Origin of the sequence: Yokenella regensburgei (assembly GCF_051486985.1) — a bacterium.
In the GTDB taxonomy this organism is placed as follows: Bacteria; Pseudomonadota; Gammaproteobacteria; order Enterobacterales; family Enterobacteriaceae; genus CBFFRJ01.
Map to the genome: position 1 here is coordinate 1 of NZ_JAHVDV010000049.1, position 22554 is coordinate 22554.

General features: G+C 53.4%; 20 protein-coding genes and 2 pseudogenes. 13 read left to right on the forward strand and 9 right to left on the reverse strand.

What is annotated here, in order from left to right:
* Positions 1-256 (forward strand): annotated as a pseudogene (locus KXR87_RS22210) (hypothetical protein); the annotation flags it as partial.
* Positions 257-452: 196 nt separating this feature from the next.
* On the opposite strand, the gene mtnA reads toward KXR87_RS22210, so the two are convergent.
* Complete coding sequence (gene mtnA, locus KXR87_RS22215; RefSeq protein WP_437434364.1) at positions 453-1472, reverse strand: S-methyl-5-thioribose-1-phosphate isomerase; 1020 nt, start codon at positions 1470-1472, stop codon at positions 453-455.
* Between the two features lie 106 nt (positions 1473-1578).
* Here mtnA and mtnK point away from each other — a divergent pair, with 106 nt between their 5' ends.
* From mtnK to KXR87_RS22230, 3 genes are all read left to right on the forward strand, one after another.
* The gene (gene mtnK / locus KXR87_RS22220; protein WP_437434365.1) at positions 1579-2778 is read left to right on the forward strand and encodes an S-methyl-5-thioribose kinase; all 1200 of its coding nucleotides are present in this window, start codon (positions 1579-1581) and stop codon (positions 2776-2778) included.
* A 332-nt stretch (positions 2779-3110) separates the two neighbouring features.
* The gene (locus KXR87_RS22225) at positions 3111-4244 is read left to right on the forward strand and encodes a toxic anion resistance protein (RefSeq protein ID WP_437434366.1); all 1134 of its coding nucleotides are present in this window, start codon (positions 3111-3113) and stop codon (positions 4242-4244) included.
* A gap of 13 nt (positions 4245-4257) precedes the next feature.
* Positions 4258-5220, forward strand: coding sequence for a 5-bromo-4-chloroindolyl phosphate hydrolysis family protein (locus KXR87_RS22230; RefSeq protein WP_437434367.1), 963 nt, complete (start codon positions 4258-4260; stop codon positions 5218-5220).
* 47 nt (positions 5221-5267) lie between these two features.
* Here KXR87_RS22230 and KXR87_RS22235 read toward each other — a convergent pair whose 3' ends face one another.
* From KXR87_RS22235 to KXR87_RS22250, 4 genes are all read right to left on the reverse strand, one after another.
* Entirely contained in the window at positions 5268-6512 is a 1245-nt protein-coding gene (locus KXR87_RS22235) for an LVIVD repeat-containing protein (RefSeq protein ID WP_437434368.1), read from the reverse strand.
* A gap of 248 nt (positions 6513-6760) precedes the next feature.
* Positions 6761-7825 carry a sugar ABC transporter substrate-binding protein gene (locus KXR87_RS22240; RefSeq protein ID WP_437434369.1) on the reverse strand — a complete coding sequence of 355 codons (1065 nt, stop codon included), beginning with the start codon at positions 7823-7825 and terminating at the stop codon, positions 6761-6763.
* An 18-nt stretch (positions 7826-7843) separates the two neighbouring features.
* A complete protein-coding gene (locus KXR87_RS22245; RefSeq protein ID WP_437434370.1) occupies positions 7844-8839 on the reverse strand; it encodes an ABC transporter permease in 996 nt (331 codons plus the stop codon).
* Positions 8836-10338: a sugar ABC transporter ATP-binding protein gene (locus tag KXR87_RS22250; protein ID WP_437434371.1), complete on the reverse strand. Its 1503-nt coding sequence runs from the start codon at positions 10336-10338 to the stop codon at positions 8836-8838. The genes KXR87_RS22245 and KXR87_RS22250 overlap by 4 nt, the downstream gene beginning before the upstream one ends.
* 160 nt (positions 10339-10498) lie before the next feature.
* On the opposite strand from KXR87_RS22250, the gene KXR87_RS22255 reads away from it, so the two are divergent.
* The 7 genes and pseudogenes from KXR87_RS22255 (at position 10499) to KXR87_RS22285 (ending at position 16015) form a co-directional block, all read left to right on the forward strand.
* Complete coding sequence (locus tag KXR87_RS22255) at positions 10499-11587, forward strand: oxidoreductase (RefSeq protein WP_437434372.1); 1089 nt, start codon at positions 10499-10501, stop codon at positions 11585-11587.
* Between the two features lie 144 nt (positions 11588-11731).
* On the forward strand, positions 11732-12142 hold the full coding sequence (locus tag KXR87_RS22260; protein ID WP_437434373.1) for an ASCH domain-containing protein: 411 nt from the start codon (positions 11732-11734) through the stop codon (positions 12140-12142).
* A 317-nt stretch (positions 12143-12459) separates the two neighbouring features.
* Positions 12460-12672, forward strand: a complete 213-nt coding sequence (locus KXR87_RS22265) for a hypothetical protein (RefSeq protein ID WP_437434374.1) — start codon at positions 12460-12462, stop codon at positions 12670-12672.
* A 21-nt stretch (positions 12673-12693) separates the two neighbouring features.
* Positions 12694-12921: pseudogene (locus KXR87_RS22270) on the forward strand (transposase); the annotation flags it as partial.
* Positions 12922-13125: 204 nt separating this feature from the next.
* Positions 13126-13467: a BPSL0067 family protein gene (locus KXR87_RS22275; protein WP_437434375.1), complete on the forward strand. Its 342-nt coding sequence runs from the start codon at positions 13126-13128 to the stop codon at positions 13465-13467.
* 78 nt (positions 13468-13545) lie between these two features.
* On the forward strand, positions 13546-13914 hold the full coding sequence (locus tag KXR87_RS22280; RefSeq protein ID WP_437434376.1) for an STY0301 family protein: 369 nt from the start codon (positions 13546-13548) through the stop codon (positions 13912-13914).
* Between the two features lie 772 nt (positions 13915-14686).
* A complete protein-coding gene (locus KXR87_RS22285) occupies positions 14687-16015 on the forward strand; it encodes a glycoside hydrolase family 28 protein (protein WP_437434377.1) in 1329 nt (442 codons plus the stop codon).
* 106 nt (positions 16016-16121) lie between these two features.
* On the opposite strand, the gene KXR87_RS22290 is transcribed toward KXR87_RS22285, so the two are convergent.
* Positions 16122-16976, reverse strand: a complete 855-nt coding sequence (locus KXR87_RS22290; RefSeq protein WP_437434378.1) for a LysR family transcriptional regulator — start codon at positions 16974-16976, stop codon at positions 16122-16124.
* A 74-nt stretch (positions 16977-17050) separates the two neighbouring features.
* Here KXR87_RS22290 and KXR87_RS22295 point away from each other — a divergent pair, with 74 nt between their 5' ends.
* Positions 17051-17974 (forward strand): DMT family transporter, encoded by a 924-nt coding sequence (locus KXR87_RS22295; protein ID WP_437434379.1) that lies wholly within the window; start codon positions 17051-17053, stop codon positions 17972-17974.
* A gap of 41 nt (positions 17975-18015) precedes the next feature.
* Here the strand turns inward: KXR87_RS22295 and KXR87_RS22300 are convergent, their stop codons facing one another.
* Positions 18016-18573: a TetR/AcrR family transcriptional regulator gene (locus KXR87_RS22300; protein WP_437434380.1), complete on the reverse strand. Its 558-nt coding sequence runs from the start codon at positions 18571-18573 to the stop codon at positions 18016-18018.
* 84 nt (positions 18574-18657) lie between these two features.
* Here KXR87_RS22300 and KXR87_RS22305 point away from each other — a divergent pair, with 84 nt between their 5' ends.
* Positions 18658-19401: an SDR family NAD(P)-dependent oxidoreductase gene (locus KXR87_RS22305; RefSeq protein WP_437434381.1), complete on the forward strand. Its 744-nt coding sequence runs from the start codon at positions 18658-18660 to the stop codon at positions 19399-19401.
* A gap of 398 nt (positions 19402-19799) precedes the next feature.
* On the opposite strand, the gene KXR87_RS22310 is transcribed toward KXR87_RS22305, so the two are convergent.
* Positions 19800-19997 carry a YbdD/YjiX family protein gene (locus KXR87_RS22310; protein WP_437434382.1) on the reverse strand — a complete coding sequence of 66 codons (198 nt, stop codon included), beginning with the start codon at positions 19995-19997 and terminating at the stop codon, positions 19800-19802.
* 87 nt (positions 19998-20084) lie between these two features.
* Entirely contained in the window at positions 20085-22190 is a 2106-nt protein-coding gene (gene cstA / locus KXR87_RS22315; protein WP_437434383.1) for a pyruvate/proton symporter CstA, read from the reverse strand.
* Between the last annotated feature and the right edge of the window lie 364 nt (positions 22191-22554).

Genomic DNA, 22554 nt, shown 5'->3' on the forward strand with positions numbered 1-22554 from the left:
TCCCGGCAAGGAAAATCGCCGCTTCGCGGCATTATTCGCCCCATCCCTGGGGCTCACCCTTTCAGGGCTAGCGCAGGCGCTATTCAAAATCGCTCCCGGCAATTTTGTCGTCTTATGTCGTCTGACTATCGGGTCGGGGACCAGCCTGCMTCCCTGCAGGCTATCCCCTCCGCCCGCTTCCCTGCGGGCGGCCCCGGTCAGCCGTCAACGCCTCATCGATTTTCAGCCGGACCCTGTCATCGCGGTGACGGTTTAATTCTCATTTCGCCGTGGTATCGCTGTAGAACGTCATATTACTGGGGATCTCTCAGCCCTGAGGGGGAGGGAGAAAGGCAGGCCACCGCACCCTGCATCGGCTCTCACATCTCTTCAGGAGAGACACAGGCCTCAAGCCGCTCGGTCGGTCCCCTCGCCCCTTTGGGGAGAGGGTCAGGGTGAGGGGCAATCACCACTCAGCGCCTGAAAAACCCGGCACTGACCTGCTCCGGCGTCACCACGCCGCTGTCGAGTACCCAGCCGCTGATGAGGGCAGCAGGCGTCACGTCAAACGCCGGGTTATAAACCCGTGCATTTTCCGGTGCCCACTGCACGGCACCAAAGCTCCCGGCTACACCCGTCACTTCACTCGCAGCACGCTGCTCGATAGGGATCGCCTCACCGTTCGGGCAGTTCGGGTCAAGCGTGGTCTGCGGTGCGGCTACGTAGAATGGAATGCCGTGGAATTTTGCCAGCACTGCCAGTGAATAGGTGCCAATTTTATTGGCAACGTCGCCGTTAGCAGCAATCCTGTCTGCCCCGACCCAGATCGCATCCACCTGCCCTTTCGCCATCAGGCTGGCGGCCATTGAATCGGTAATTAACTGATAAGGCACGCCGAGCTCACCCAGCTCCCAGGCCGTTAATCGCCCGCCCTGCAACAACGGACGCGTCTCATCCACCCAGACATTCGCCACCTTGCCCTGCTGATGGGCAAGCGCAATCACCCCCAGCGCAGTACCAACACCCGCCGTCGCCAGCCCGCCGGTATTACAGTGCGTTAACAGGCGGCTGCCCGGTTTCACAAGGGCACTGCCCGCCTGCGCGATGCTGTCGCACAAGGCTTTATCTTCTTCAATCAGGCGCAACGCCTCTGCCACCAGCGCGGGGACGAAGTTCTCCTGCGCAAGCGCCAGCTTCATGCGGTCAAGGTTGTTCATTAGATTGACCGCCGTCGGGCGCGACGCACGCAGAGTCTCCAGCGACTGCGCCAGGGTGTCACGGTCTTCGCCATTCTCCGCGAGCAGGGCCAGTAGCAGGCTGGCAGAGAGGCCAATCAACGGCGCGCCCCGCACGCGAAGCGCATGAATATGCTCTACCAGCAGGGCGACAGAATCCGCGGGCAGCCAGCGTTTTTCCTGCGGCAGGGCCTGCTGGTCAAGAATAAAAAGTTGGTTATCAACAACCCGCAGGCTGGTGGTCTGTAATGTCTGCATTGCGTTAAATCCCTGTTGCGTTGTTGTATCGTATTGTGTCAGGATGAATTCCAGATGTATAGACGTCTGAATGGCTTTATTAGCATAAGAACAAGAGGATCTGGCAATGTCGCAATACCGTACCTTCAATGCCCAGGATGCTGTGGCATACGCACAACAATTTGGTGGTCTGGACAATCCGTCCGAACTGGTTGAAGCGCAGGAGGTCGGCGACGGGAACCTGAACCTGGTGTTCAAAATTTTCGACGCCAGGGGTGTAAGCCGCATTATCGTTAAGCAGGCGCTGCCCTATGTGCGCTGCGTGGGCGAGTCCTGGCCGCTGACGCTGGATCGCGCACGCCTGGAAGCGCAGACCCTGGTGGAGCACTACAAACACGCGCCGGAGCATACGGTCAATATTCTCCATTACGACCCGGCGCTGGCGGTGATGGTAATGGAAGATCTCTCCGATCATCGCATCTGGCGCGGGGAGCTGATTAAAAACGTCTACTATCCACAGGCGGCACGCCAGCTTGGTGAGTACCTGGCGCACACCCTTTTCCATACCAGCGATTTTTACCTGCACCCGCATGTCAAAAAAGCCCAGGTGGCGCAGTTTATTAACCCGGAAATGTGTGAGATCACTGAAGATCTGTTCTTCAACGATCCTTATCAAATTCACGAGCGCAATAACTACCCCGCCGAGCTCGAAGCTGACGTTGATGCGCTGCGTCAGGATACCCAACTGCAGCTGGCGGTCGCCTCGCTGAAGCACCGTTTCTTCTCCCATGCTGAAGCCCTGCTGCACGGCGATATCCACAGCGGCTCCATTTTTGTCGCCGAAGGCAGCCTGAAGGCCATCGACGCCGAGTTTGGTTACTTTGGCCCCATCGGTTTTGATATCGGGACCGCCATCGGTAACCTGCTGCTGAACTACTGCGGTGTGCCGGGTCACCTGGGCATCCGCGATGCCGCCGCCGCCCGTGAGCAGCGTCTTACAGATATTCAGCAACTCTGGGCAACCTTCGCGGAACGTTTCCAGACACTGGCCCGCGAGAAAACCCAGGACGCCGCGCTGAATGCGCCGGGCTATGCTTCTGAGTTTCTCAGGAAAGTCTGGGCCGATGCGGTGGGCTTCTGCGGCACCGAGCTGATTCGCCGCATCGTGGGACTGTCGCATGTGGCGGATATCGACACCATTGCCGATGACGACATGCGTCATGCGTGCCAGCGCCATGCCATTGCGCTCGGTAAGGTGCTGATTGTGATTGCTCCACGCATTGATAGCGTGGAGGAGCTGGTGGCGAGAGTACGTCAGTATAGTTGAGTGTTTCGTAGCAAAGAATTGACGTTATAAACCCCCCTTTGCTTTTATACCCTAAGCAAAGGGGTAATCTAATAAACGTTAACCCAGTCATTATTTCGTTGGACTCACACCGAAATGGATTTCCTGCTGAGTCTCATCCGTTTTTTGATTTATATTACCCAGAACCATTCCTTTACCTTCCATCTGAGTGTATTTCATTGTTAGCAATGATGATTGTGCGGCAAAGAAAAATATTGCCTTGCTATCAATATACACGCCGCTACACTTTCAACAAATATTCGATTACCCTATCCATTAATTTTTAAAAAACAGTATAACGGAAGGTACAAATCATGATTTCAAGGAATGAAACCAGTAACAATAATTCATCAGATGTATTAATTACGACTACCAAAACAGAAAATATCACTCTGAATGAAAGCGAAGAAAAAGAGATCGAATCTCTGTTAGACCAAATTAACTTTAGCGATCCGACCCTTTCCTTGTCATGGGGTGTAAAAGCAATGGCAGGTATTGCAAACTTCTCTGACACATTGATGCAACATGTTCGAGCAAAAGATGCTGGCGCTATCGGTGAGCAATTGACTGATTTACTTCTTCACATTAAACGCATAGAACCTACTGCCTTCAATAATAAAAAAAGTGTGCTAACCAGAATACCACTAATTGGTCATCTATTCGAAAGCGTGCATCGCGTAATTTTAGATTATCAGACTCTCTCACAGCATGTTGAAATTATTGTCGCGCAACTCGAACAAGCAAAATTAGCCCTACTACGAGATATATCATTTCTTGAGGAACTATTCATTCATAACAGTGACTACCTTATCCAAATAAACAGATATATTGTTGCTGGGAAGAAAAAGCTATCGTTAGTAAAAGAAAATGAATTACCAGCGGCACAACAGAAAGTGCAATTGACTGGTGACGCTTCAGATGCGCAATATGTAACTGACCTGGTAGAAAGAATTAATCGTTTCGAACGCAGGATTCATGATCTCTTACTCTCCAGGACCATCGCTATCCAGACTGCACCTCAAATACGTATCATACAGAACAACGACCGTTCGCTGGTGGAGAAAATTCAAAGTAGCATACTTTCAACCATTCCAGTATGGAAAAGCCAAATTGTCCTGGCTGTTGCGCTCAATACCCAACAAAACGCAGTGCATTTACAAAAAGATATTTCCAACGCAACCAACGAAATGCTCAGAAAAAATGCACAGTTGCTTAATTCAGGCAGTGTCGAAATCGCCAGAGAGGTTGAACGTTCCGTTGTAGACATTGAAACACTGCGTGAAGTGCAGACCCAGCTAATAAATGCGATAGAGTCAACCGTTTCTATTGTAGATGAAGCTCGTGTTCAGCGTACTGCCGTCGAAAAAGAATTAGTTGTTATGGAACACAACCTCAAAGCGCGGTTGGCATCCATTGCCGGAAATCAACGCAATGCAAACCACATCTGAAGAGGAAGTAACGATGAAAACATTGAAAAATGTTTTTAATATACTCAAAAAGATTGTAAAACTCGGTGCATACGCATTCATTTCTTTTGCGGTAGCGCTGATCTATATCGTTGCAATATCAGATATGAGCGATAACACAAAGAAGCTAATTCTGACAAATGATGACATTCAGGCACTGATATTAATAATGTTATGGATTTCTTTCTTTGTTATTTTTTATGAAAAAAAGAAAATCCAACATATGTTTATCTCAAGCATAGCCGGTGCGATTTCTTTGTTTTTTGGAATGCTAATAATTATGCCACTTTGGATAGCACTAATGAATTCAATGCTGCTATCTTTCACTGAATTGCATCCAGACCATCAACATGATGCATGGACCATAACACGAATAACACTAATTATAATTTCTGTAACCTTATATAACTTTGCAGCATTACCTGAAATTTCCATTATCTACTATATTATTTTCTCAGTAATTTTCCTGCTCGAATTTGGCCGATTTATTGAAACAAAACCTAAATCAACGCCAACAAAGATTGATGCTAATGATAATGGCAAAACCGAAGATATCCTGGAAAGTAAAAGCATTAACTACACAAATCTTATCACCGAATTAAAATGTTCCAGCCAAAACATGGCACCATATTTAAGCACGAAAATCATTGAAATAGCAGTTTTGGCTAAAAATATTATGTGCGCCATTGAAGAAGATAAACGTGATGAAATACAAGGTAAAGCTTTTTTAAACCGATACCTTCCGTACTTAAATAAAATCATCCAAAACTATTTAAAAATCACAAAACAAAATCCCGAAGATGAAGTTGTAAATCAAGGAATGCTAGCCTCGTTAAATGCACTTGAATCCGCATTCAAAAAACAATATTTAAATCTACTGGAAAATGATGTGCAGGATTTAACAGTTGATCTCAATGTGCTTGACGCATTATTAAAAATGGATGGCTATAAAGAATAAATCTCACACCCTCCCGGCAGCATTCTTCTGCCGGGAGAGCGGTTTATTCACCCCAAATACTCAATCACCGACAAACCACCATTGTAATCCGTGCTGTAAATTATCCCCTGCGCATCGACAAACACATCACAGGACTGAATCACCTGCGTACGGCCCGGCCGCGTATCCATCATTTTTTCCGGTGCCGCAGGCACCAGCGCACCGGTTTCCACCGGACGATACGGATTGGAAATATCATAGGCACGCACACCAGCATTCTGATAGGTGGCAAAAATCAGCGTTGAACTGACAAAACTCCCCGGACGGTTTTCATGCAGATTGTGCGGCCCGAAGTGCGCTCCTTTTGCCACATAATCACTCTCATCCGGCTGTGGGAAGGTGGAGATACTCACTGGATTTGACGGCTCGCGGATATCGAACAGCCAGATCAGCTTCTCGCCATCCTCCTGGTTATCCAGTACCGCTTCATCAAGCACCACCAGCAGGTCGCGATCCGGCAACGGCAGCGCGGTATGGGTGCCGCCGCCAAACGGCGGACTCCAGTTACGATGACTGATAAGCTTCGGCGCCGTTCTGTCTTTCACATCCAGCAGCGTCAGCCCGCCGTCACGCCAGCTCCCATAGGCGGTGTCGCCCGCAATAATCGCGTGGTGCAGCGCATAGCGTTTGCCTGTTTCCCAGTCCGGCGTTTCGCCTGCCGCCTGGTTCATGCCGGGTAGCCACCAGCGCCCCGCCACTTCAGGCTTACGAGGATCGGCCAGATCGATGGTCAGAAAAATGTAATCGCTAAAGCCGTCAATCAGCGCAGAGACATAGGCCCAGCGCCCGCCTACGTACCAGATGCGGTGAATACCAATGCCGCTGAGCGACAGGAAGCTGATTTCACGCGGTTTGTCCGGCGTGGAGATATCAAAAATACGCAGCCCGGCGCTCCAGCCTCTGTCCTCTACGTCGCTGACCGTCTCACCGACCGAGCGGGTGTAGTAGACCTTCTCATCGGCAAAACGGGCATCGGCGAACAGATCGCGGGCGTTGATCACCAGCAGGAGATCGTCATGCGCCTGTAAATGCACGTTCCAGGTGCCGGGCGGTGCCGGAACGAAACCAGCCGGTCTGGGATTTTTGGGATCACGCACGTCGACGATGGAGAAGCCCTGAGAGACCATGTGACCGATGTAGGCAAAGCCACGGTGGACCATCAGTTGTACGCCATCCGGGCGTCCGCCCTGGTCGCTATGACCAATGAGCCGCATGTTGCGGCTGTATTCCGGGCGTGGGAGTTCTGTTGCCATAAGTATTCCTTTTAAGCGGGGGGGCGGTTTGTTGCCCTCACCCCGACCCTCTCCCACGGGGAGAGGGAGAAAAACGCATTCACACCGCCCACGGAGAGAGGAGAAAAACGCATTCACACCGCCCACCGCGAGAGGAGCAAAACGCATTCACACCGCCCACCGCGAGAGGAGCAAAACGCATTCACACCGCCCACGGGGAAAGAGAAAAGCAAGCCGCCCTCCCACGGGGAGAGCGAGAAAAGCATCCGTTACTTCGCTTTGGCTTCGAGAGTGGCGAACCACGGGGCGATAAAGTCTTCGGTCTGGCCCCAGCCTGGAATAATTTTCGCCAGTGATGCCACGTTCACCGCGCCGGGTTGAGCCGCCAGCAGCGCCTGCGGAATGGCAGCCGCTTTGAAGTCATAGGTTGCCGGTGTCGGTTCGCCCGCAATTTTGTTGGCGATTAGACGCACGTTGGTGGCGCCAATCAGCTTCGGATCGACTGCCACGCTCACTTTCCACGGGCTGTTGGATTCACGCATCAGTTGCAGGTCCTGGTTGGAGACGTCGATGCTGTAGAGTTTGATCTCAGTACGACCATTCTCCTTCAGCGCTTTGTAAGCGCCCTGGCTGAAGGCGTCCCAGGTACCCCAGATGGCATCAATCTGCCCTTTCGGATATTTCGCCAGCACCGCGCCCACTTTGTTGGCAGTGTCGCCCTGCACGTCAGACGAGACCGCACCGATGGACTCCAGCTCTTTAATGCCAGGGTACTCTTTTAGCAGCTCAGCATAAGCGGCCTGACGGCGCTCCATCGGCGGGAAACCGGCAACCCACAGTTTGATGATATTGGCTTTACCATTGAAATCCTTTGCCAGCGCGCCAAAGGAGAGTCTGGTGAGTGAGGCATCGTCCTGCTGAGTCACCGTCACGCCCGGAATCTCACCGCTTACAGCGGTATCAAAGACGGAAACTTTAATGCCTGCATCCACCGCTTTTTTGATCAGTGCCGTGGAGTACGGATCACGCCCCTGAGAGAGGATAATCCCGTCATATTTCTGGCTGATAGCCTGGTTGATAAAATCCTGGAACTTCGCATCATCACCGTTGCTGAGGAAGGTGCTCACCTTAAAACCGAGTTTTTTGCCCTCCTGCAACGCCCCGGAAACAAACTGAGTGGTGTTGTCATCGGAGCCGAGATTGCGGATAAGCGCAATGCGGATCGGCCCGTTATGGCTGGCGATGGCCTCCGGAACCGGTGCCGGTGTTGCCGCATAGCCCGGCAGCGCGCTCAGTAATCCCAGCGTCAGTAAAGAGAGTGCTATCTTTTTCATCTGTTATCCCCTGAATAATTAACGACGCTGGAAGTAAGTCAACGCAAGGGCACCGGCCAGCACCAGCCCCTTAATAATGTCCATGGCGTAATACGGAACCGAGAGCATCACCAGCCCGTTCGACAGCACACCGAGAATCACCGCGCCCACCAGCGTACCGAGCGCATTGGGCTTGCCGGAACCGGCCAGCGAGAAACCGATCCACGCCGCCGCGACCGCATCCATCAGATAGCCGCCACCGGCATTGACCTGAGACGAGCCGATGCGAGAGGCCAGCAGAATGCCGCCAAGACCGGCCAACAGGGAGGCAATCACATAGGCCGCCACCTTATAGCGGGTGGTACGAATGCCGGATAAACGCGCCGCTTCCGGGTTGCCGCCAATGGCGTACATGCGACGACCGTGGGTAGTCAGTGAAAGCGCGAGCTGCGCCACCACAGTGACCACCAGCATAATAATGACGATGACCGGTACCTGCCCGAGCAGGCCAAAGGCCTCCGGGATCACCCCTTCTGCCATCTCGCCGCTCGGCAGTACCATGTTCTGGGTGATGGACCCGCCGTAGCTGTAAGTCATCGCCACGCCCTGGATCACAAACAGGCTGCCGAGGGTGGCGAGCATGTCGGGAATGCGCAACACCACAATTAAAAAGGCGTTAAACAGCCCTACCAGCGTACAGAGCGCCAGCGTCACCAGGATGGCTTCGGTGGTGCCAAAGCCATGCCAGACGAAAAGTGAAATTACCAGCGCATTGGCGAGCGACGCGGTGGAACCGACCGACAGGTCAAAGCCGCCGATGGTCAGAGAGATAGATACCCCGACGGCAATCACCGTGACGATGGCAATAGAACGCAGGATATTGATGATGTTAAACGGGTCGAGGAAGTTATCTGACGCCAGGCCAAAGATAGCGACCAGCGCGACAACCGTCAGCAGCATGCCCCATTTATAAAGAAAATCGAAAAACTGCTGACGGGGTGACACCGCAGCCTTCACTGAAAGGGCTTTGCTCACGCTGCCGTTCCTCCGGTAGAAAAATAAAGTAAGGTCTCTTCGCGGGCCTCCTCGCCCTTCACTTCTGCCACAATGCGCCCGTCCCAGAGCACACAAATACGGTCACACAATCCCACCAGTTCAGAAAACTCCCCGGAGGCATAAATGACGCCTTTCCCTTCCCGCGCCAGCCCGTCAATCAGCTGAAACAGATCGGTTTTGGCTTTCACGTCCACCCCTTTGGCCGGCTCGTCAAAAATCACCACGTTAGCATTGCCACGCAACCATTTGCCGATCGCCACTTTCTGTTGGTTACCGCCGGAAAGACGACGTAAGGTTTGCCCGGGACCGGTGGTGCGCACGCCAACACGGGCAATCACCTCCTGCGCCCAGCGCCAGGCCTGACGATGGCCAAACAGGCTCCAGCGGGAGAAGGTGTGGTCGGCGCTGACCGCCAGATTCATGGCGACAGGCTCATCAATGAAGATGCCCTCTTTGCGCCGCTCCTCCGGCACCAGCGCCATGCCACGCGTCACCGAATCGGCCGGGTCACGCGGCCGCCACGGCTGACTGTTGAGTTCGCCGCGCGTCACTTTGCTTTTGCTGGCCCCAAACAGCGCTTTACACAGTTCGGTTTTCCCGGCTCCGGCAAGGCCCGCTATCCCCAGAATCTCCCCTTTGCGCAGGCGCAGAGAGATATCTTTCAGTAGCTGTTCATCGTGCAGGCCGTCAATGCTTAACAGCACCTCATCGCTGTGCGGCGGGCGACGCGGCGGGTAGATGTCACTCAGTTCATGACCGAGCATCCTCTCGACGATCTGCTCACCGCTGAGTTCCGCCATCGGGCCTGACTCAATCAGCTTGCCGTCACGCAGCACGGTCAGGGTGTCGCAGATGGCTTTCAGCTCATGGATGCGATGGGAGATAAACACCACGCCAATGCCCTGCTGTTGCAGGCGGCGCACCACGGTGAACAAGCGCTCACTCTCGTGCTTATCGAGCGGGGCGGTGGGTTCGTCCAGAATCAGAAAACGACAGTGGTGAGAGAGCGCCCGCGCCAGCAGAATTTGCTGTTTTTCCGCAAGCGAACAGGTATCGACAGAACGGCGCACATCGATGCTGACGTCCAGTTGGGCAAGCGCCTGCTGCGCAAGCTGGCGCATTTCGCCCCAGCGCCAGCGATGACCCGCCTCCGCCAGACGGTCGAGCATAATGTTTTCTGCTATCGACAGACCAGGGATAAGCGCCACGTCCACTTCCTGCTGGACCAGGTGAATGCCTGACTGTTTGGCATCGCGCGGGGTGCGAATATTCACAGGGACATTGTTGATGACTATCTCACCTTCGTAATGACCGTGCGTGCCGCACAGCACCGCCATTAGCGTCGATTTTCCCGCCCCGTTAGCGCCTGTCAGGGCATGCACCGAGCCGCCCCGGAGGGTGAAATCAACGTGCGATAACGCGCTGAAGCCGCCAAACGCGAGGCTGATGTTGCGCATGTCGAGGTGGTTTAGGCTCATCCGACGCGAGTTCCTGATAAATAAGTTTATTTGTTGAATTTTTCACAGCCTGCCTTGACTGGCAACGACGGAAAAGGCATAAGATAAAGCAAAATAATATTAGCCATCCGGATGTCCAGACATAACATCTGGATAGCGATAGTACACAAGGACACAACAAATGAGCAACACTAATATTCGCGTCGTTCCCGGCCCGGCCAACTATTTCTCCCACGCGGGCAGTCTGGCGCATCTGCATGATTTCTATAGCCCCCAGGCGCTGTCGCGTGCGGTGTGGATTTATGGCGAGCGCGCCATCGAAGGGGCGCGCCCGTTCCTGCCGGAGAGCTTTAACGCACCAGGCGCGAAGCATCTGTTGTTCAAAGGCCATTGCAGCGAGCACGATGTGGCGGAGCTGGCGCAGTTGTCCGGTGACGATCGCACGGTGGTGATTGGCGTGGGCGGTGGTGCGCTGCTCGATACCGCCAAAGCGGTGGCGCGCCGTTTAGGTCTGCCGGTGGTGGCGATTCCGACTATCGCCGCAACCTGCGCTGCCTGGACGCCGCTATCGGTCTGGTACAACGATGCCGGTCAGGCGCTGCATTTTGAAATCTTTGACGATGCCAATTTCCTGGTGCTGGTTGAGCCGCGCATCATTCTGAATGCCCCGGCGGAGTACCTGCTCGCAGGGATCGGTGACACCCTGGCAAAGTGGTATGAAGCGGTGGTTCTGGCGCCTGAGCCTGAAAATCTGTCACTGACGGTACGCCTTGGGATTAACAACGCGCTGGCGATCCGCGATGTGCTGCTTGCCAGCAGCGAAGAGGCGCTGGCGGATCAGGCGCGTGGCGAGGTCACGCAGGCCTTTCAGGATGTGGTGGATGCGATTATCGCTGGCGGCGGTATGGTCGGCGGGCTGGGCGAACGTTACACCCGGGTTGCCGCGGCGCACGCCGTGCACAATGGTCTGACGGTGTTGCCGCAGACGGAGAAGTTCCTCCACGGCACTAAAGTGGCCTACGGCATTCTGGTGCAGAGCGCCCTGCTTGGACAGGACGAAGTGCTCGCACAGTTAGTGAACGCATACCAGCGCTTTAACCTGCCCACCACGCTGGCGGCGCTGGAGGTGGACATCAACAACCGCGACGAGCTGGACCGGGTGATAGCGCATACCTTGCGCCCGGTCGAGTCCATCCATTACCTGCCGGGTGAACTGAGTCCGGCGAGGCTGCGTGCGGCCTTTGAAAAAGTAGAATACTTCGCCCGTTAATCAGGCAGGCCACGGGGTCATGGCTGAACGCGCACTCCCGGAATGAGATACCAGGATGTAAGCAGCAATGTTAATGTCCGGTAAATCGATGCGCAAAACAGCTCCGGGATTGCGTTGTTAACAGGCGAATAAAAAGGTCTTCTGATGTGTGGGATTGATGGATTAAAAAAGAAGTATCCAGGCGCGAATGCCTGGCAAATGGGTGACAGTCAGGCACTGGCCAATGAACTCGCGGCCCTGGTTACAAGAGGGATGAAAACCGCCTCATGTGGATCTTTTGTCTCTTATCAGGAGGAAGAGTCCGCACCCCAAATTGGTAGCTATAACATCATCCTTGATGGTCAGGATGTACCTGTATGCGTTATCCGATTGGTTTCACTGCGACTGGTACGTTTTTGTGATGTTACTGCGGAATTTGCCCGCAAAGAGGGCGAAGGCGATTTAAGCCTCGAATACTGGCGGAAAGAGCATCAGCGTTTTTTTACCCGGGCGGGAGTGTTCTCTGATGATATGGAACTGATCGCCGAAGAATTTGAGGTGGTTGAGGTTCTGTGAATCTGACAGTGTTTTTTTGCCGCCTGAAAGCACAGAAACCGTTCCGACAACGCATAAAATTTACCCGCTCTCAGCGGGCAAAAATCTGCCTTTACTGGGGCTATAAAAAACGGGCTGAAGGCGCGCCCGCCGCGCTAAGCGGGCCTTCAGCGCCCCTGTCCACCTTGGGCCAGAAGCGGATTTTAATGCTATGAATTATGCTGATACATCGCTTCATCGGCTGTTCGGCCCCCTGTTATTGTGCAGGCATACTCCTTCTGAAAGGCTTGCTACATTGCATTAGCAAATGATGTCAGTTCAGAATGTTGGAAAGGAATATGACGAAAAAAGAAACTTTCAACGCAGTAATCTCTCTTTATGAAAGAAATGCTTCAGCTTTCGAAAGCATGCGGCCTGTCGATTTGTCTGAAAAACAATGGCTTGACTGGTTTGCAAGCTATCTGCCAGCAGGAGGACATATTCTGGACATTGGTTGCGGAAATGGGTCACTGAATCACCACGGGTTTAACAGACACCCCAGAGTCATTTAAGATGACGTGAGGAGAGTGCCCATTAGCGGTAAGCGTTACCCCGAAGAGTTTAAAATTGAAGCAGTCAAACAGGTTATTAATCGCGGTTATTCTGTTTCCAGCGTTGCAACACGTCTTGTTATCACCACCCACAGCCTTCATGCCTGGATAAAGAAGTACGGTCCGGATCCTAACACTAATAAAGAAAAGTCAGATGCTCAGGTCGGGATACGTCGTCTTCAGAAAGAGCTGAAGCGGGTTATCGACGAACTAGTGATTGCTGTACGAGTGTGTGCGCCAACGTCGTAGTGAGTTGCAAATTAGCAACGCGGTTAACTATGCGCCTTAGCCCTCTGGCCGCTGTCGTCATTTCTGATTCGGCAGGAGAATAAATTTCGACGCAGACCAGGCATAATCTTAATCGGATACTTTCACTCATTCCCCGCTTGTCTGTAATCTGGCATGTAAAAGAATATGGACGCACTAATCCACAGTGAAACAAAGGAAATGGCTTACATAGCGGAAACCCCACGGGCTTATATCGGGCAATCTGTTGGCAGTGGACAGTGTGTGGCATTTACTCAAAAGGCAGCCAATATGCCGCGAACGGCGGCATGGCGACGCGGCGCTCTGGTTAAAGGAAATAGATTGATTGCCCCCGGCACAGCAATAGCAACGTTTGATGTCGATGGTCGATACGGAAATCATACTGATGGCAGATCCCACGCAGCAATTTATCCTGGACAGGATAAAAATGGGATTCAGGTTCTGGATCAGTGGATGGACAGGGTACCGATAGACGAGGCGAAAAAATAATAACACCTCACTCTGTCAGTCAGCGAACTATCCGATTCACTCAGCAACTGCGTCCCGAAAACGTCGGAGGGAATTACTATGTCGTGGAGTAAAACATTAATTTCAGGTAGCGTGGCCTTGCTTTTTTCCAGTTCTGTTTTTGCCGAAAAAGTAAGCTGCCCGCCTGTTTTAAAAGAAGGTAACAAAACACACCGGATGAATTTAGTTGATGTTTTCGTCGGGCCGCCAGAAGAAAGGGCTTCACTATTACCGGATACGGATGAAGAAATGGTATGGACACTTCAGGACTCACAGGATGATGCGAAGGAGCATAACACGTCCGTATTTCTTGTTTGCCAGTATAAGGGAATACATAAAACTGCCACTGTAAAGGTACCCACAACAGCACAGAAATGCTCTGCGTGGTATGGAAACAGCAAAGAAGAGTTTTACGCCTCCTGCGAATAAACCCATCTTATTGCCAGATATCGCCCTGCCGGTGTTTCTGGCAATTTCTCTCCCACAGAAAAGAGAAACTCGTAAATTACATGGCCACCAGCAGCGCCATGAAGAAGGATTATCTCCGGGGGCGCAGGCTTGCTCCATCGATTTTCCGGAGCGGTCATGCGCTGGCAGTGACACGCCTTTTCGGCGAGCGTTCCGGCCACGCGGCAACGTAGCTGCCGGCATTCAGTTCATGGCCCTGCTGACGGGCCACTTCAATCACTACTGATTAGATATCTACTATGCTTTTCCCCCTATACCTGATACGCGTGACCTGCTCCCCATTTATTAACACGCATCATCAACTAGGGGATAAATTACGAACTTCCGTTACCCGCTCACAGCAGCTCTTGCAGCACCTGTGCCCGCTCCGTGCCAAAAACGAACATTTTTCAATTTATACAATAAGTACGGTCGGAGAGGGTGCAGGGGCGGCAACGGTCCCCGATATATAATATCCATACAAGAATTATCTGATAATAGAGATAATTGATATTACTCAATGGCTTATTATTCGCTGCCTCACATTTTTTGATGGTTGGGCACTTTATGATTCTGAATCTTCAGGGTGTGCTGTTGAACAAATCGTCACGTTAGTGGATTTCGCCACTCCCACCAAAATTTTTTGACAGACAATTTACTGGTTCCTGCTGTCACCTGCGGTGAAAAGCTGCTCAACGGTCCGTCAACCTGCACCTTGAATTTTCTAATGTCTGACTAATAACTATGAGGCCTTATGAATAAATCTCTGCTGGCATTATTCTGCTGTGGTGCCATGACATCTTTCGCTGCGCAGGCTGCGCCAACATCTTGTATTCCTGAATCTTTTGGTGGTAAAGGCGATGCCAGAACCCTCAATACGCACGCTATCCAACAGGCAATTCAACAATGCAGCGAACGCGGCGGCGGCACGGTAAGGCTCTCCCCGGGCGTATGGCTCAGCGGCCCATTGCAGCTAAAGAGCAACATCACACTCCAGATCGATAAAGGCGCCACACTGAAAGCGAACAACCAGGAAGGCAAGTTTGTGCAGGCCTTTATAGGCCACCCGGCACGGGCGAACGAAGCCTTTATTTTTGCCAGTGACGTGCACAATGTTGCGATAACAGGCGGGGGTACGCTGGATGGTGATGGAGAAAAGACCTGGTGGCCGGAGGCACTGAAAATCCGGGCCGAAGTACGCAGCGGTAACCCCAAAGCCTTTACGGATCGTTTCCCTGGCATTCCACTGGCAAATGGCGCGCCTCGCCCGTGGTTTGTTGAATTTAATAACGTTACCGGCGGCAAGATTGAACAACTTCATCTGACGAACTCGCCAATGTGGAACATAGTTATCCGCAACAGCGCCGATATTGAAGTGCATGAAGTCAGTATTAATAACCCGACCACCTCGCCAAATACTGACGGTATGGATATTGTCTCGTCACGCAATGTGACTGTCTCGAAGATGGATATCCACACGGGGGATGACAACATTGCTATCAAATCTGGCCTGGTGCCGGGGACTGCTGCACCTTCTAAAGATATTACCGTGCGTGATTCTGTCATGCGCGACGGTCACGGCATATCGGTTGGCAGTGAAACCGCCAACGGTATTGGCCGCGTGACGGTCAGTAATGTCACCTTTATCAATACCGAAAACGGGGTGCGAATTAAATCCGCACGGGATCGTGGCAACACCATCGGTCCGCTGGTCGCCGAAAATCTGACGATGACGAATGTCGCCACACCGATTCTGGTGACCAACAGCTACAGTGGTCAGTCCGGCGCCAAAGGCAACACGCTCATTTCCGCGCTCGATAACGCGCAAGTTACGGCGACAACGCCTAAAATCAGCGGCGTCAATATTTCGAATCTCACCGCCACGAATGCGGATCACGCCATGATTTTTAGCGGCTTACCGGAATCTGCAGTGCAAGACGTCTCGCTTCATCATATTGATATTGAGGCGAAATATGGCGTGCAGGCACGCTATGTGAACGGGAAAGGAGAAGCAGTACGGATCAAAACCCAGCAGGGTCCCGTGCTGGAACAAGGCCCGCAAGCGGCGCTAAAATTTAACTGACCGCCAGCCCGGAGAGCGTTGTGCCTCCGGGTATTTTTCGCCCATAGCGCACCTGACAGTCTTACCGCTCTGTATCTGCATTGCACCTGCACGCCAATACCCCCCCTTACAGACGGAATGACTGCTGCATTGCACGGGCCAGTAACTCCACGGCTTCGTTCCCACCAGATGCGGCGCTGCGTATGAATATGATGTTATGATCCGGAATGACTGGCATCCCTTCCAGAATCTGCATACGTCGGGACACTTTTGCACGATCTATCAGGCTAACCGCTAACCCTGCCTCGACACACGCATGCACCGCCTGACTGGAGTGGCTCTCAAGTACAATGCGCGCACGCCGACCTGTTGCTTTAAGTGTTTCAGTAATGGCCTCGCGGTAGATGCATGGGGCTGAATAAACGGCCAGAGGCAATGGATCGTTAAGCGTCATGTCTGTACTTACTGAACTAACCCAGACTGGTGTAGTTGACATCAAAACATGCATGTCCCGGCTGGTTTCTTCTTTATGCTGAACGATAACGGCGGCATCTAAATTACCGCGCTCAACCCACTCTCTGAGTACATAACTCGTTCCCATTTTAAGCTCCAGCACCACGTTCGGCCAGGCCGCGGTAAATGTCGGCAATATCTCTCTGATGACTTGAGCTGCGTATTCGTCAGGAACGCCCAGCATGATCCGCCCCGCCAGATCGGGGCCATGAAGATCAGCCAACACCTGATCGTGTTGACGTAAGAGTTCGGCAGTCGCGCCTAACAGCCGTGTACCCAACACCGTAAGGCTAACGGACTGATTATCGCGATTAAGCAACCTGCCGCCAGCCACCGTTTCAAGGCGCTGGATGTGCACGCTCACCGCCGCCGGGCTTTTATGCAGGTGCCTCGCTGCCGCGCTGAATTTGCCGATTCGCACCACGGCATGAAAAGTGCGCAACAGATCGATATCAAGAATGGCGGTCATAATTCAATCCTTGTGAACAACTGCTACAAGACATTTTGATTTACTAGATTATCCTGGTTCCTTAGCCTTTTGGAATGAGCAAAACGACTAAGATTCAACCTCAACAATTATCGTGTCATAGCTGGCGCCAGACCCTGCCGCTGCCCTTGCTGGAGGCCGGGCTGCTGCTCGCCTGGAGTTCAGGGTTTATTGGCGCACGATTTTCCATTGATTACGCTCCGCCATTGCTGGTTGTCTTCTGGCGTTGCGTGGTGGTCTCCGTTGTCTTATTACCCTTCGTCTATAACTCCCTTCTGAAGACGCCTTTTAGGGTCCTGTTGAGCAATGCGGGGATAGGACTGCTGGCAATGGCCGGGTATATGTCAGGGGTGACGCAGGGCATCGCGCTCGGGGTTCCGGCGGGACTGGTGGCCCTGTGCGCGGATCTGCTGCCGCTGGGCATGGCGTTGCTGGCGGCCATTTTTCTTGGGGAACGCTTAGTGCGTCAAGTCTGGCTCGGGCTGATCGTTGGCCTTATCGGAGTGATATGGGTCACCCTTGACGTGCTGGAGCTGGGAAAGGCACCGCTGTGGGCATACGGCTTGCCGGTGGCAGGCATGCTGTCACTTGCCGTAGCCACGTTATGGCAGAAACGCCTCAGCCGCTCACACTCAATGGATTTACTCCCCAACCTCTGGCTGCAATGTTTCGTCTCGTGTTTCGCCTTCGCGGCCATAGAGGGCAGCCAGGGCAGTCTGACACCCGTTCCCACTGCCGGCTTCGCTATGAGCGTGCTGTGGACGGTAGGCCTGTCGACCTTTGGCGGCTACGGGTTGTACTGGCTCTGCCTGAAACGAAGCTCCCCCACCCGGGTTGCCAGTGTGTTGTATCTGAGCCCACCCATTACCTTGCTCTGGGCCTGGGCCATGTTCGATGAACCGCTGTCCTGGCAGATGGCTTTCGGGATGGTGATTTCCGCGATCGGTATCTGGCTGGTGATGCGTGCCGACGATAAGTGACCTGCTCCCTACAGAGGGCGCCAGGCAGCACCTGGCGAATTCTATTTTTTCTCTGCTATGCCGTTGAGGAATAAATCCACCAGATGACCGATACGGGATACCGATGAGCGATCATTTTCGATGGCGATAGAGATGGCGGTTATCACGTAGATAAAATCTTCGAAAGTAACATCGCGGCGGAGGGTACCTGTCTCTTGCCCACGCTGAAGCAACCGGTGCCCTTCTGCTGTGATTGCATTACAACCGGGTGTTCCGCATTTAATGACCGTTCCAATTGAAGCCGCAAGACTCTGATAGGTGCTCGTGTAGATGGCCAGCTCTTCAAGAAAAGTTCTTACCGCAACGACAGGCGTTAACTCTGCATCGCGCAGCCGGCTGTTTTCAGCCAGCGACAGGAAACGTTCATTGCTGGTTGCGGCAAAGAGCGCTTCACGGGTGGGAAAACGACGATAAAGCGTACCGATTCCGACACCTGCGGTTTTGGCTACTTCTTCAAGCGCAACCCCCGCCCCTTTTTTCAGAAATAGCGCCTCGGCGGCAGACAGGATAAGTGCGCGGTTTTTCTGCGCATCTGCCCGAAGGATTGGTTCGTCACTCACTTTATTTTCCCCTGCTGCTTGTTAAGTGGAGTATGCCTCCATATTATAAGTGGAGCAACACTCCACTTAACTAAGGGCTGCGAAATGACTAAACGCTTTGAAAATAAAGTTGTCGTGATAACGGGGGGCAGTGATGGCATCGGCCTCGCTACGGCAAAACTTTTCGCCATCGAAGGTGCCCACGTCTACATTACGGGGCGTCGGCAAGAACAGCTTGATGAGGCAGTGAAAGAGATTGGTCACGGCGCGGTCGGCGTGCAGGGTGACGTTACTGACTCAGCCGCTGTCGGCAGGCTTTACCACCGGATCCAACAAGACTATCAAAAGGTAGATGTCGTATTCGCCAATGCGGGCATTCATGAAGTCGCTCACCTCGATGCGATTGAAAGCAAGCACGTTGACGCTATCTTCAACGTCAATGTGAAGGGCGTGGTATTGACTGTACAGCAAGCACTACCGTTGATGCAGTCAGGGGGCGTTGTCGTCCTGAACGGATCTATCGCCGGGAGTAAAGGTCTGCCAGGCCAGTCGATATATAACGCAAGTAAGGCAGCGGTGCGCTCGTTCGCGCGAAGCTGGACGAGCGATCTTAAAGAGCGAGGTATCCGTGTAAATGTTGTATCTCCAGGCGGTACAGAAACACCTCTCATAAGAGGTTACCTCGACTCAAATCCAGGCATCGAAGACGCTTTGAACATGGGCGTTCCGCTTGGGCGATTAGGGGAGCCGAACGAAGTGGCGCGCGCGGTTCTCTTCCTAGCCTCTGCCGAAAGTAGCTTCGTCGCCGGACATGAGCTTTTCGTTGATGGCGGTGTTGCCGCAGTATAAGGGGATGGCAAGCTTCAACCAGACCGGCGTACCGACTTATACAATTGAGTTTTTGGCAAGAGTGATAAAGCCGCCGCGAGGCGGTTTTTTTACCCTCGTTCGCTGGACTGCGTACCCGCTCGCCGCCCGCACCCGACAGTGCTCTCAAGGCGGACTGCTTCCTGCCAGGAGCAGATATAACCTGAACCTCATAAACAAAGTAACGGCTAAAAGGGGGATACACTGCCGCACTCACCGCAGGCCGGTTTCATCACTGAACAGGCTGAACGGGAAACAGAGTGCATAACGACGTCAGGGCACGTGTAGAGAGTATATGTATGACCGGACACAGGACTCTCCTCTCTGAGAGTCCAACTCAATGACTTGCGTACCTTTGCACGCGATTTGCCCAAAGGGGGCTAACAGCACTTTGCTCCGCCCTTACCGCCATAACGGGCATCCTGACGCTCACGGAAAAACTCCTCGTAGGTCATCGGCGTCTGGTCCGGGTGCGTTTGGCGAATATGCTCCACGTAGTTGTCATAGTCCGGTACGCCAATCATCATTTTGGCGGCCTGGCCTAAGTATTTGCCTGCTTTCGAAAGGGTGTCGAACATATTTCATCTCTCGTTACCCCTCTCCCACAGGGAGAGGGAACATTAATACCCTCTCCCACAGGGAGAGGGCCGGGGTGAGGGCAAAGGTTAATGTGCGCTTTTCGCCTGGTTCACAATCTCTTTGAGATTGTCCGGCATCGGCTCAAACGGACGCTCCTGTGAGGTTGGCGCGGCAGTTTTCAGTGACGCCATTGCGGTTTTCACTGAATAAAATGCCAGCACGACCACAACCACCATAAAGAAGATGGTCAGCCCGGCATCCAGACGGTTGTTGAACACCAACTGGGAAAGCTGAGACTGGGTGTACTGCGCCGGAATAGTACCACTGTCGATCATCGCCTGGAACTTATTGGCAATCGCCAGGAAGCCCACTTTCGCATCCGGGCTAAAGGCTTTCTGCCAGCCTGCGGTCAGGGTACAGACCAGCAGCCAGGCCGTTGGCACCAGCGCCACCCAGGCGTAACGCTGACGCTTCATTTTGAACAGCACAACAGCGCAGAGCATCAACGCCATGCCTGCCAGCATCTGGTTGGCAATGCCGAACAGCGGCCAGAGGGTGTTAATGCCGCCAAGCGGATCGACCACCCCCTGATGGAGGAAGTAACCCCAGGCCAGCACGCACAGCGCCGTGGCAATCAGGTTCGCCGGTAGTGAATCGGTACGTTTAAGCCCCGGAGAGATCACCCCCAGCAGGTCCTGTAGCATAAAGCGTGCGGCACGGGTACCGGCATCCACTGCCGTCAGAATGAACAGCGCTTCGAACAGAATGGCGAAGTGGTACCAGAACGACACATCCATCATGCCACCGAGCGCGCCGTGCAGAATGTAGGCCATGCCCACCGCCAGCGTTGGCGCACCGCCCGCACGGGAGATGATCGACTGCTCCCCCACCTCATCAGCGATATTTTTCAGTGCTTCCGGCGTGATGCTAAAACCCCAGCTGCTCACCACCTGGGCGGCAGAGGCCACGACATCGGTAGTGCCTGCCGGTGCCAGCACCGCCATCGGGCTGTTCATGGCGAAGTAGACGCCCGGATCGATGATACAGGCTGACACCAGCGCCATGATCGCCACGAAGGATTCCATCAACATGCCACCATACCCGATAAAGCAGGCCTGCCCTTCGTTCGCCAGCATCTTCGGCGTGGTGCCGGACGAGATCAGCGCATGGAAGCCCGACACCGCACCGCAGGCGATGGTGATAAACAGGAACGGGAAGAGGTTGCCCGTCCAGACTGGCCCGGTGCCGTCGACAAATTTCGTCAGCGCCGGCATGGTCAGCGTCGGACGCATAATCAGAATGCCAATCGCCAGGCCGATAATGGTGCCGATTTTCAGGAAGGTGGAGAGGTAATCACGCGGGGCCAACAGCAGCCAGACCGGCAATACTGCCGCCACGAAACCATAACCCACCAGCATCCAGGTCAACTGTACGCCGGTAAAATCAAAGTACGGCGCCCAGGTCGGGCTTTCCGCCACCCAGCCGCCGGAGATAATCGCGAAAATAAGGAAAAACAGGCCAATGACGGAGACTTCACCGATGCGTCCGGGACGCAGGTAGCGAATATAGATCCCCATGAAAATCGCCAGCGGGATGGTAAAGGCAACGGTGTAGGTTCCCCACGGGCTGTGGGTCAGCGCTTTTACCACGATCATCGCCAGCACCGCGAGGATGATCACCATGATCATAAAAGTCGCCACCAGCGCAATAACCCCGGCGGTGGCCCCCATCTCCTCTTTCACCAGTTCACCCAGTGAGCGACCGTCACGGCGGGTCGAGACGAAGAGCACCATAAAGTCCTGCACCGCTCCGGCGAGAACCACCCCGGCGAGGATCCAGATCATCCCCGGCAGATAGCCCATCTGTGCGGCCAGTACCGGCCCGACCAGCGGCCCTGCCCCGGCTATCGCGGCAAAATGGTGACCGAACAGCACTTTCTTGTCTGTGGGAACGTAATCCAGCCCATCGTTGTATTTCACAGCGGGCGTCATGCGGGTCGGGTCGACAGCCAGGACGTTTTTAGCGATGTATAAGCCATAAAAGCGGTAGGCAATCAAATAGATACAAACTGCGGCAACGACTATCCACAGCGCGTTGATCTGTTCACCGCGATTCAGCGCGATGTAGCCCAGAGCAAACGCGCCGACAACGGAGAGCAACGCCCATATAAGGTATTTCCCTGAGTTATTCATAGCGATTATCCGTGTGCGTAAAAGTAAATGTTACATTTTGTTTCTAGAACACTTCGTCACTTTTAACAACGTTGAAACATAGGAATTTCGTTATGAAACCGGGCATTTACTTCAGTGTGCTACGGGGATCACTTATATGAGGTACGGTAATGAGAATGTCAGGGAAGAATGAGAGGGTGAAGCGGGTCTGGATTTGAGGGAAGGGTGCGGTCTGCTCCCCTCACCCCGGCCCTTATGTCTTGATCTTCTCCGCTCAGCCGGAGAAGATCCCCGACTGATCATCGGGAGGTGACCGGTGAGCATCCCCTGGCCCTGGTGCCTCTGAGCCCGTGGGAGAGATTATGCCCCGGTCACCTGTTTCCCT

Coding starts and splice junctions, on each gene's coding strand:
- mtnA (WP_437434364.1), bottom strand. CDS start 1,472: ATGCAGACATTACAGACCACCAGCCTGCGGGTTGTTGATAACCAACTT.
- mtnK (WP_437434365.1), top strand. CDS start 1,579: ATGTCGCAATACCGTACCTTCAATGCCCAGGATGCTGTGGCATACGCA.
- KXR87_RS22225 (WP_437434366.1), top strand. CDS start 3,111: ATGATTTCAAGGAATGAAACCAGTAACAATAATTCATCAGATGTATTA.
- KXR87_RS22230 (WP_437434367.1), top strand. CDS start 4,258: ATGAAAACATTGAAAAATGTTTTTAATATACTCAAAAAGATTGTAAAA.
- KXR87_RS22235 (WP_437434368.1), bottom strand. CDS start 6,512: ATGGCAACAGAACTCCCACGCCCGGAATACAGCCGCAACATGCGGCTC.
- KXR87_RS22240 (WP_437434369.1), bottom strand. CDS start 7,825: ATGAAAAAGATAGCACTCTCTTTACTGACGCTGGGATTACTGAGCGCG.
- KXR87_RS22250 (WP_437434371.1), bottom strand. CDS start 10,338: ATGAGCCTAAACCACCTCGACATGCGCAACATCAGCCTCGCGTTTGGC.
- KXR87_RS22255 (WP_437434372.1), top strand. CDS start 10,499: ATGAGCAACACTAATATTCGCGTCGTTCCCGGCCCGGCCAACTATTTC.
- KXR87_RS22260 (WP_437434373.1), top strand. CDS start 11,732: ATGTGTGGGATTGATGGATTAAAAAAGAAGTATCCAGGCGCGAATGCC.
- KXR87_RS22265 (WP_437434374.1), top strand. CDS start 12,460: ATGACGAAAAAAGAAACTTTCAACGCAGTAATCTCTCTTTATGAAAGA.
- KXR87_RS22275 (WP_437434375.1), top strand. CDS start 13,126: ATGGACGCACTAATCCACAGTGAAACAAAGGAAATGGCTTACATAGCG.
- KXR87_RS22280 (WP_437434376.1), top strand. CDS start 13,546: ATGTCGTGGAGTAAAACATTAATTTCAGGTAGCGTGGCCTTGCTTTTT.
- KXR87_RS22285 (WP_437434377.1), top strand. CDS start 14,687: ATGAATAAATCTCTGCTGGCATTATTCTGCTGTGGTGCCATGACATCT.
- KXR87_RS22290 (WP_437434378.1), bottom strand. CDS start 16,976: ATGACCGCCATTCTTGATATCGATCTGTTGCGCACTTTTCATGCCGTG.
- KXR87_RS22295 (WP_437434379.1), top strand. CDS start 17,051: ATGAGCAAAACGACTAAGATTCAACCTCAACAATTATCGTGTCATAGC.
- KXR87_RS22305 (WP_437434381.1), top strand. CDS start 18,658: ATGACTAAACGCTTTGAAAATAAAGTTGTCGTGATAACGGGGGGCAGT.
- KXR87_RS22310 (WP_437434382.1), bottom strand. CDS start 19,997: ATGTTCGACACCCTTTCGAAAGCAGGCAAATACTTAGGCCAGGCCGCC.
- cstA (WP_437434383.1), bottom strand. CDS start 22,190: ATGAATAACTCAGGGAAATACCTTATATGGGCGTTGCTCTCCGTTGTC.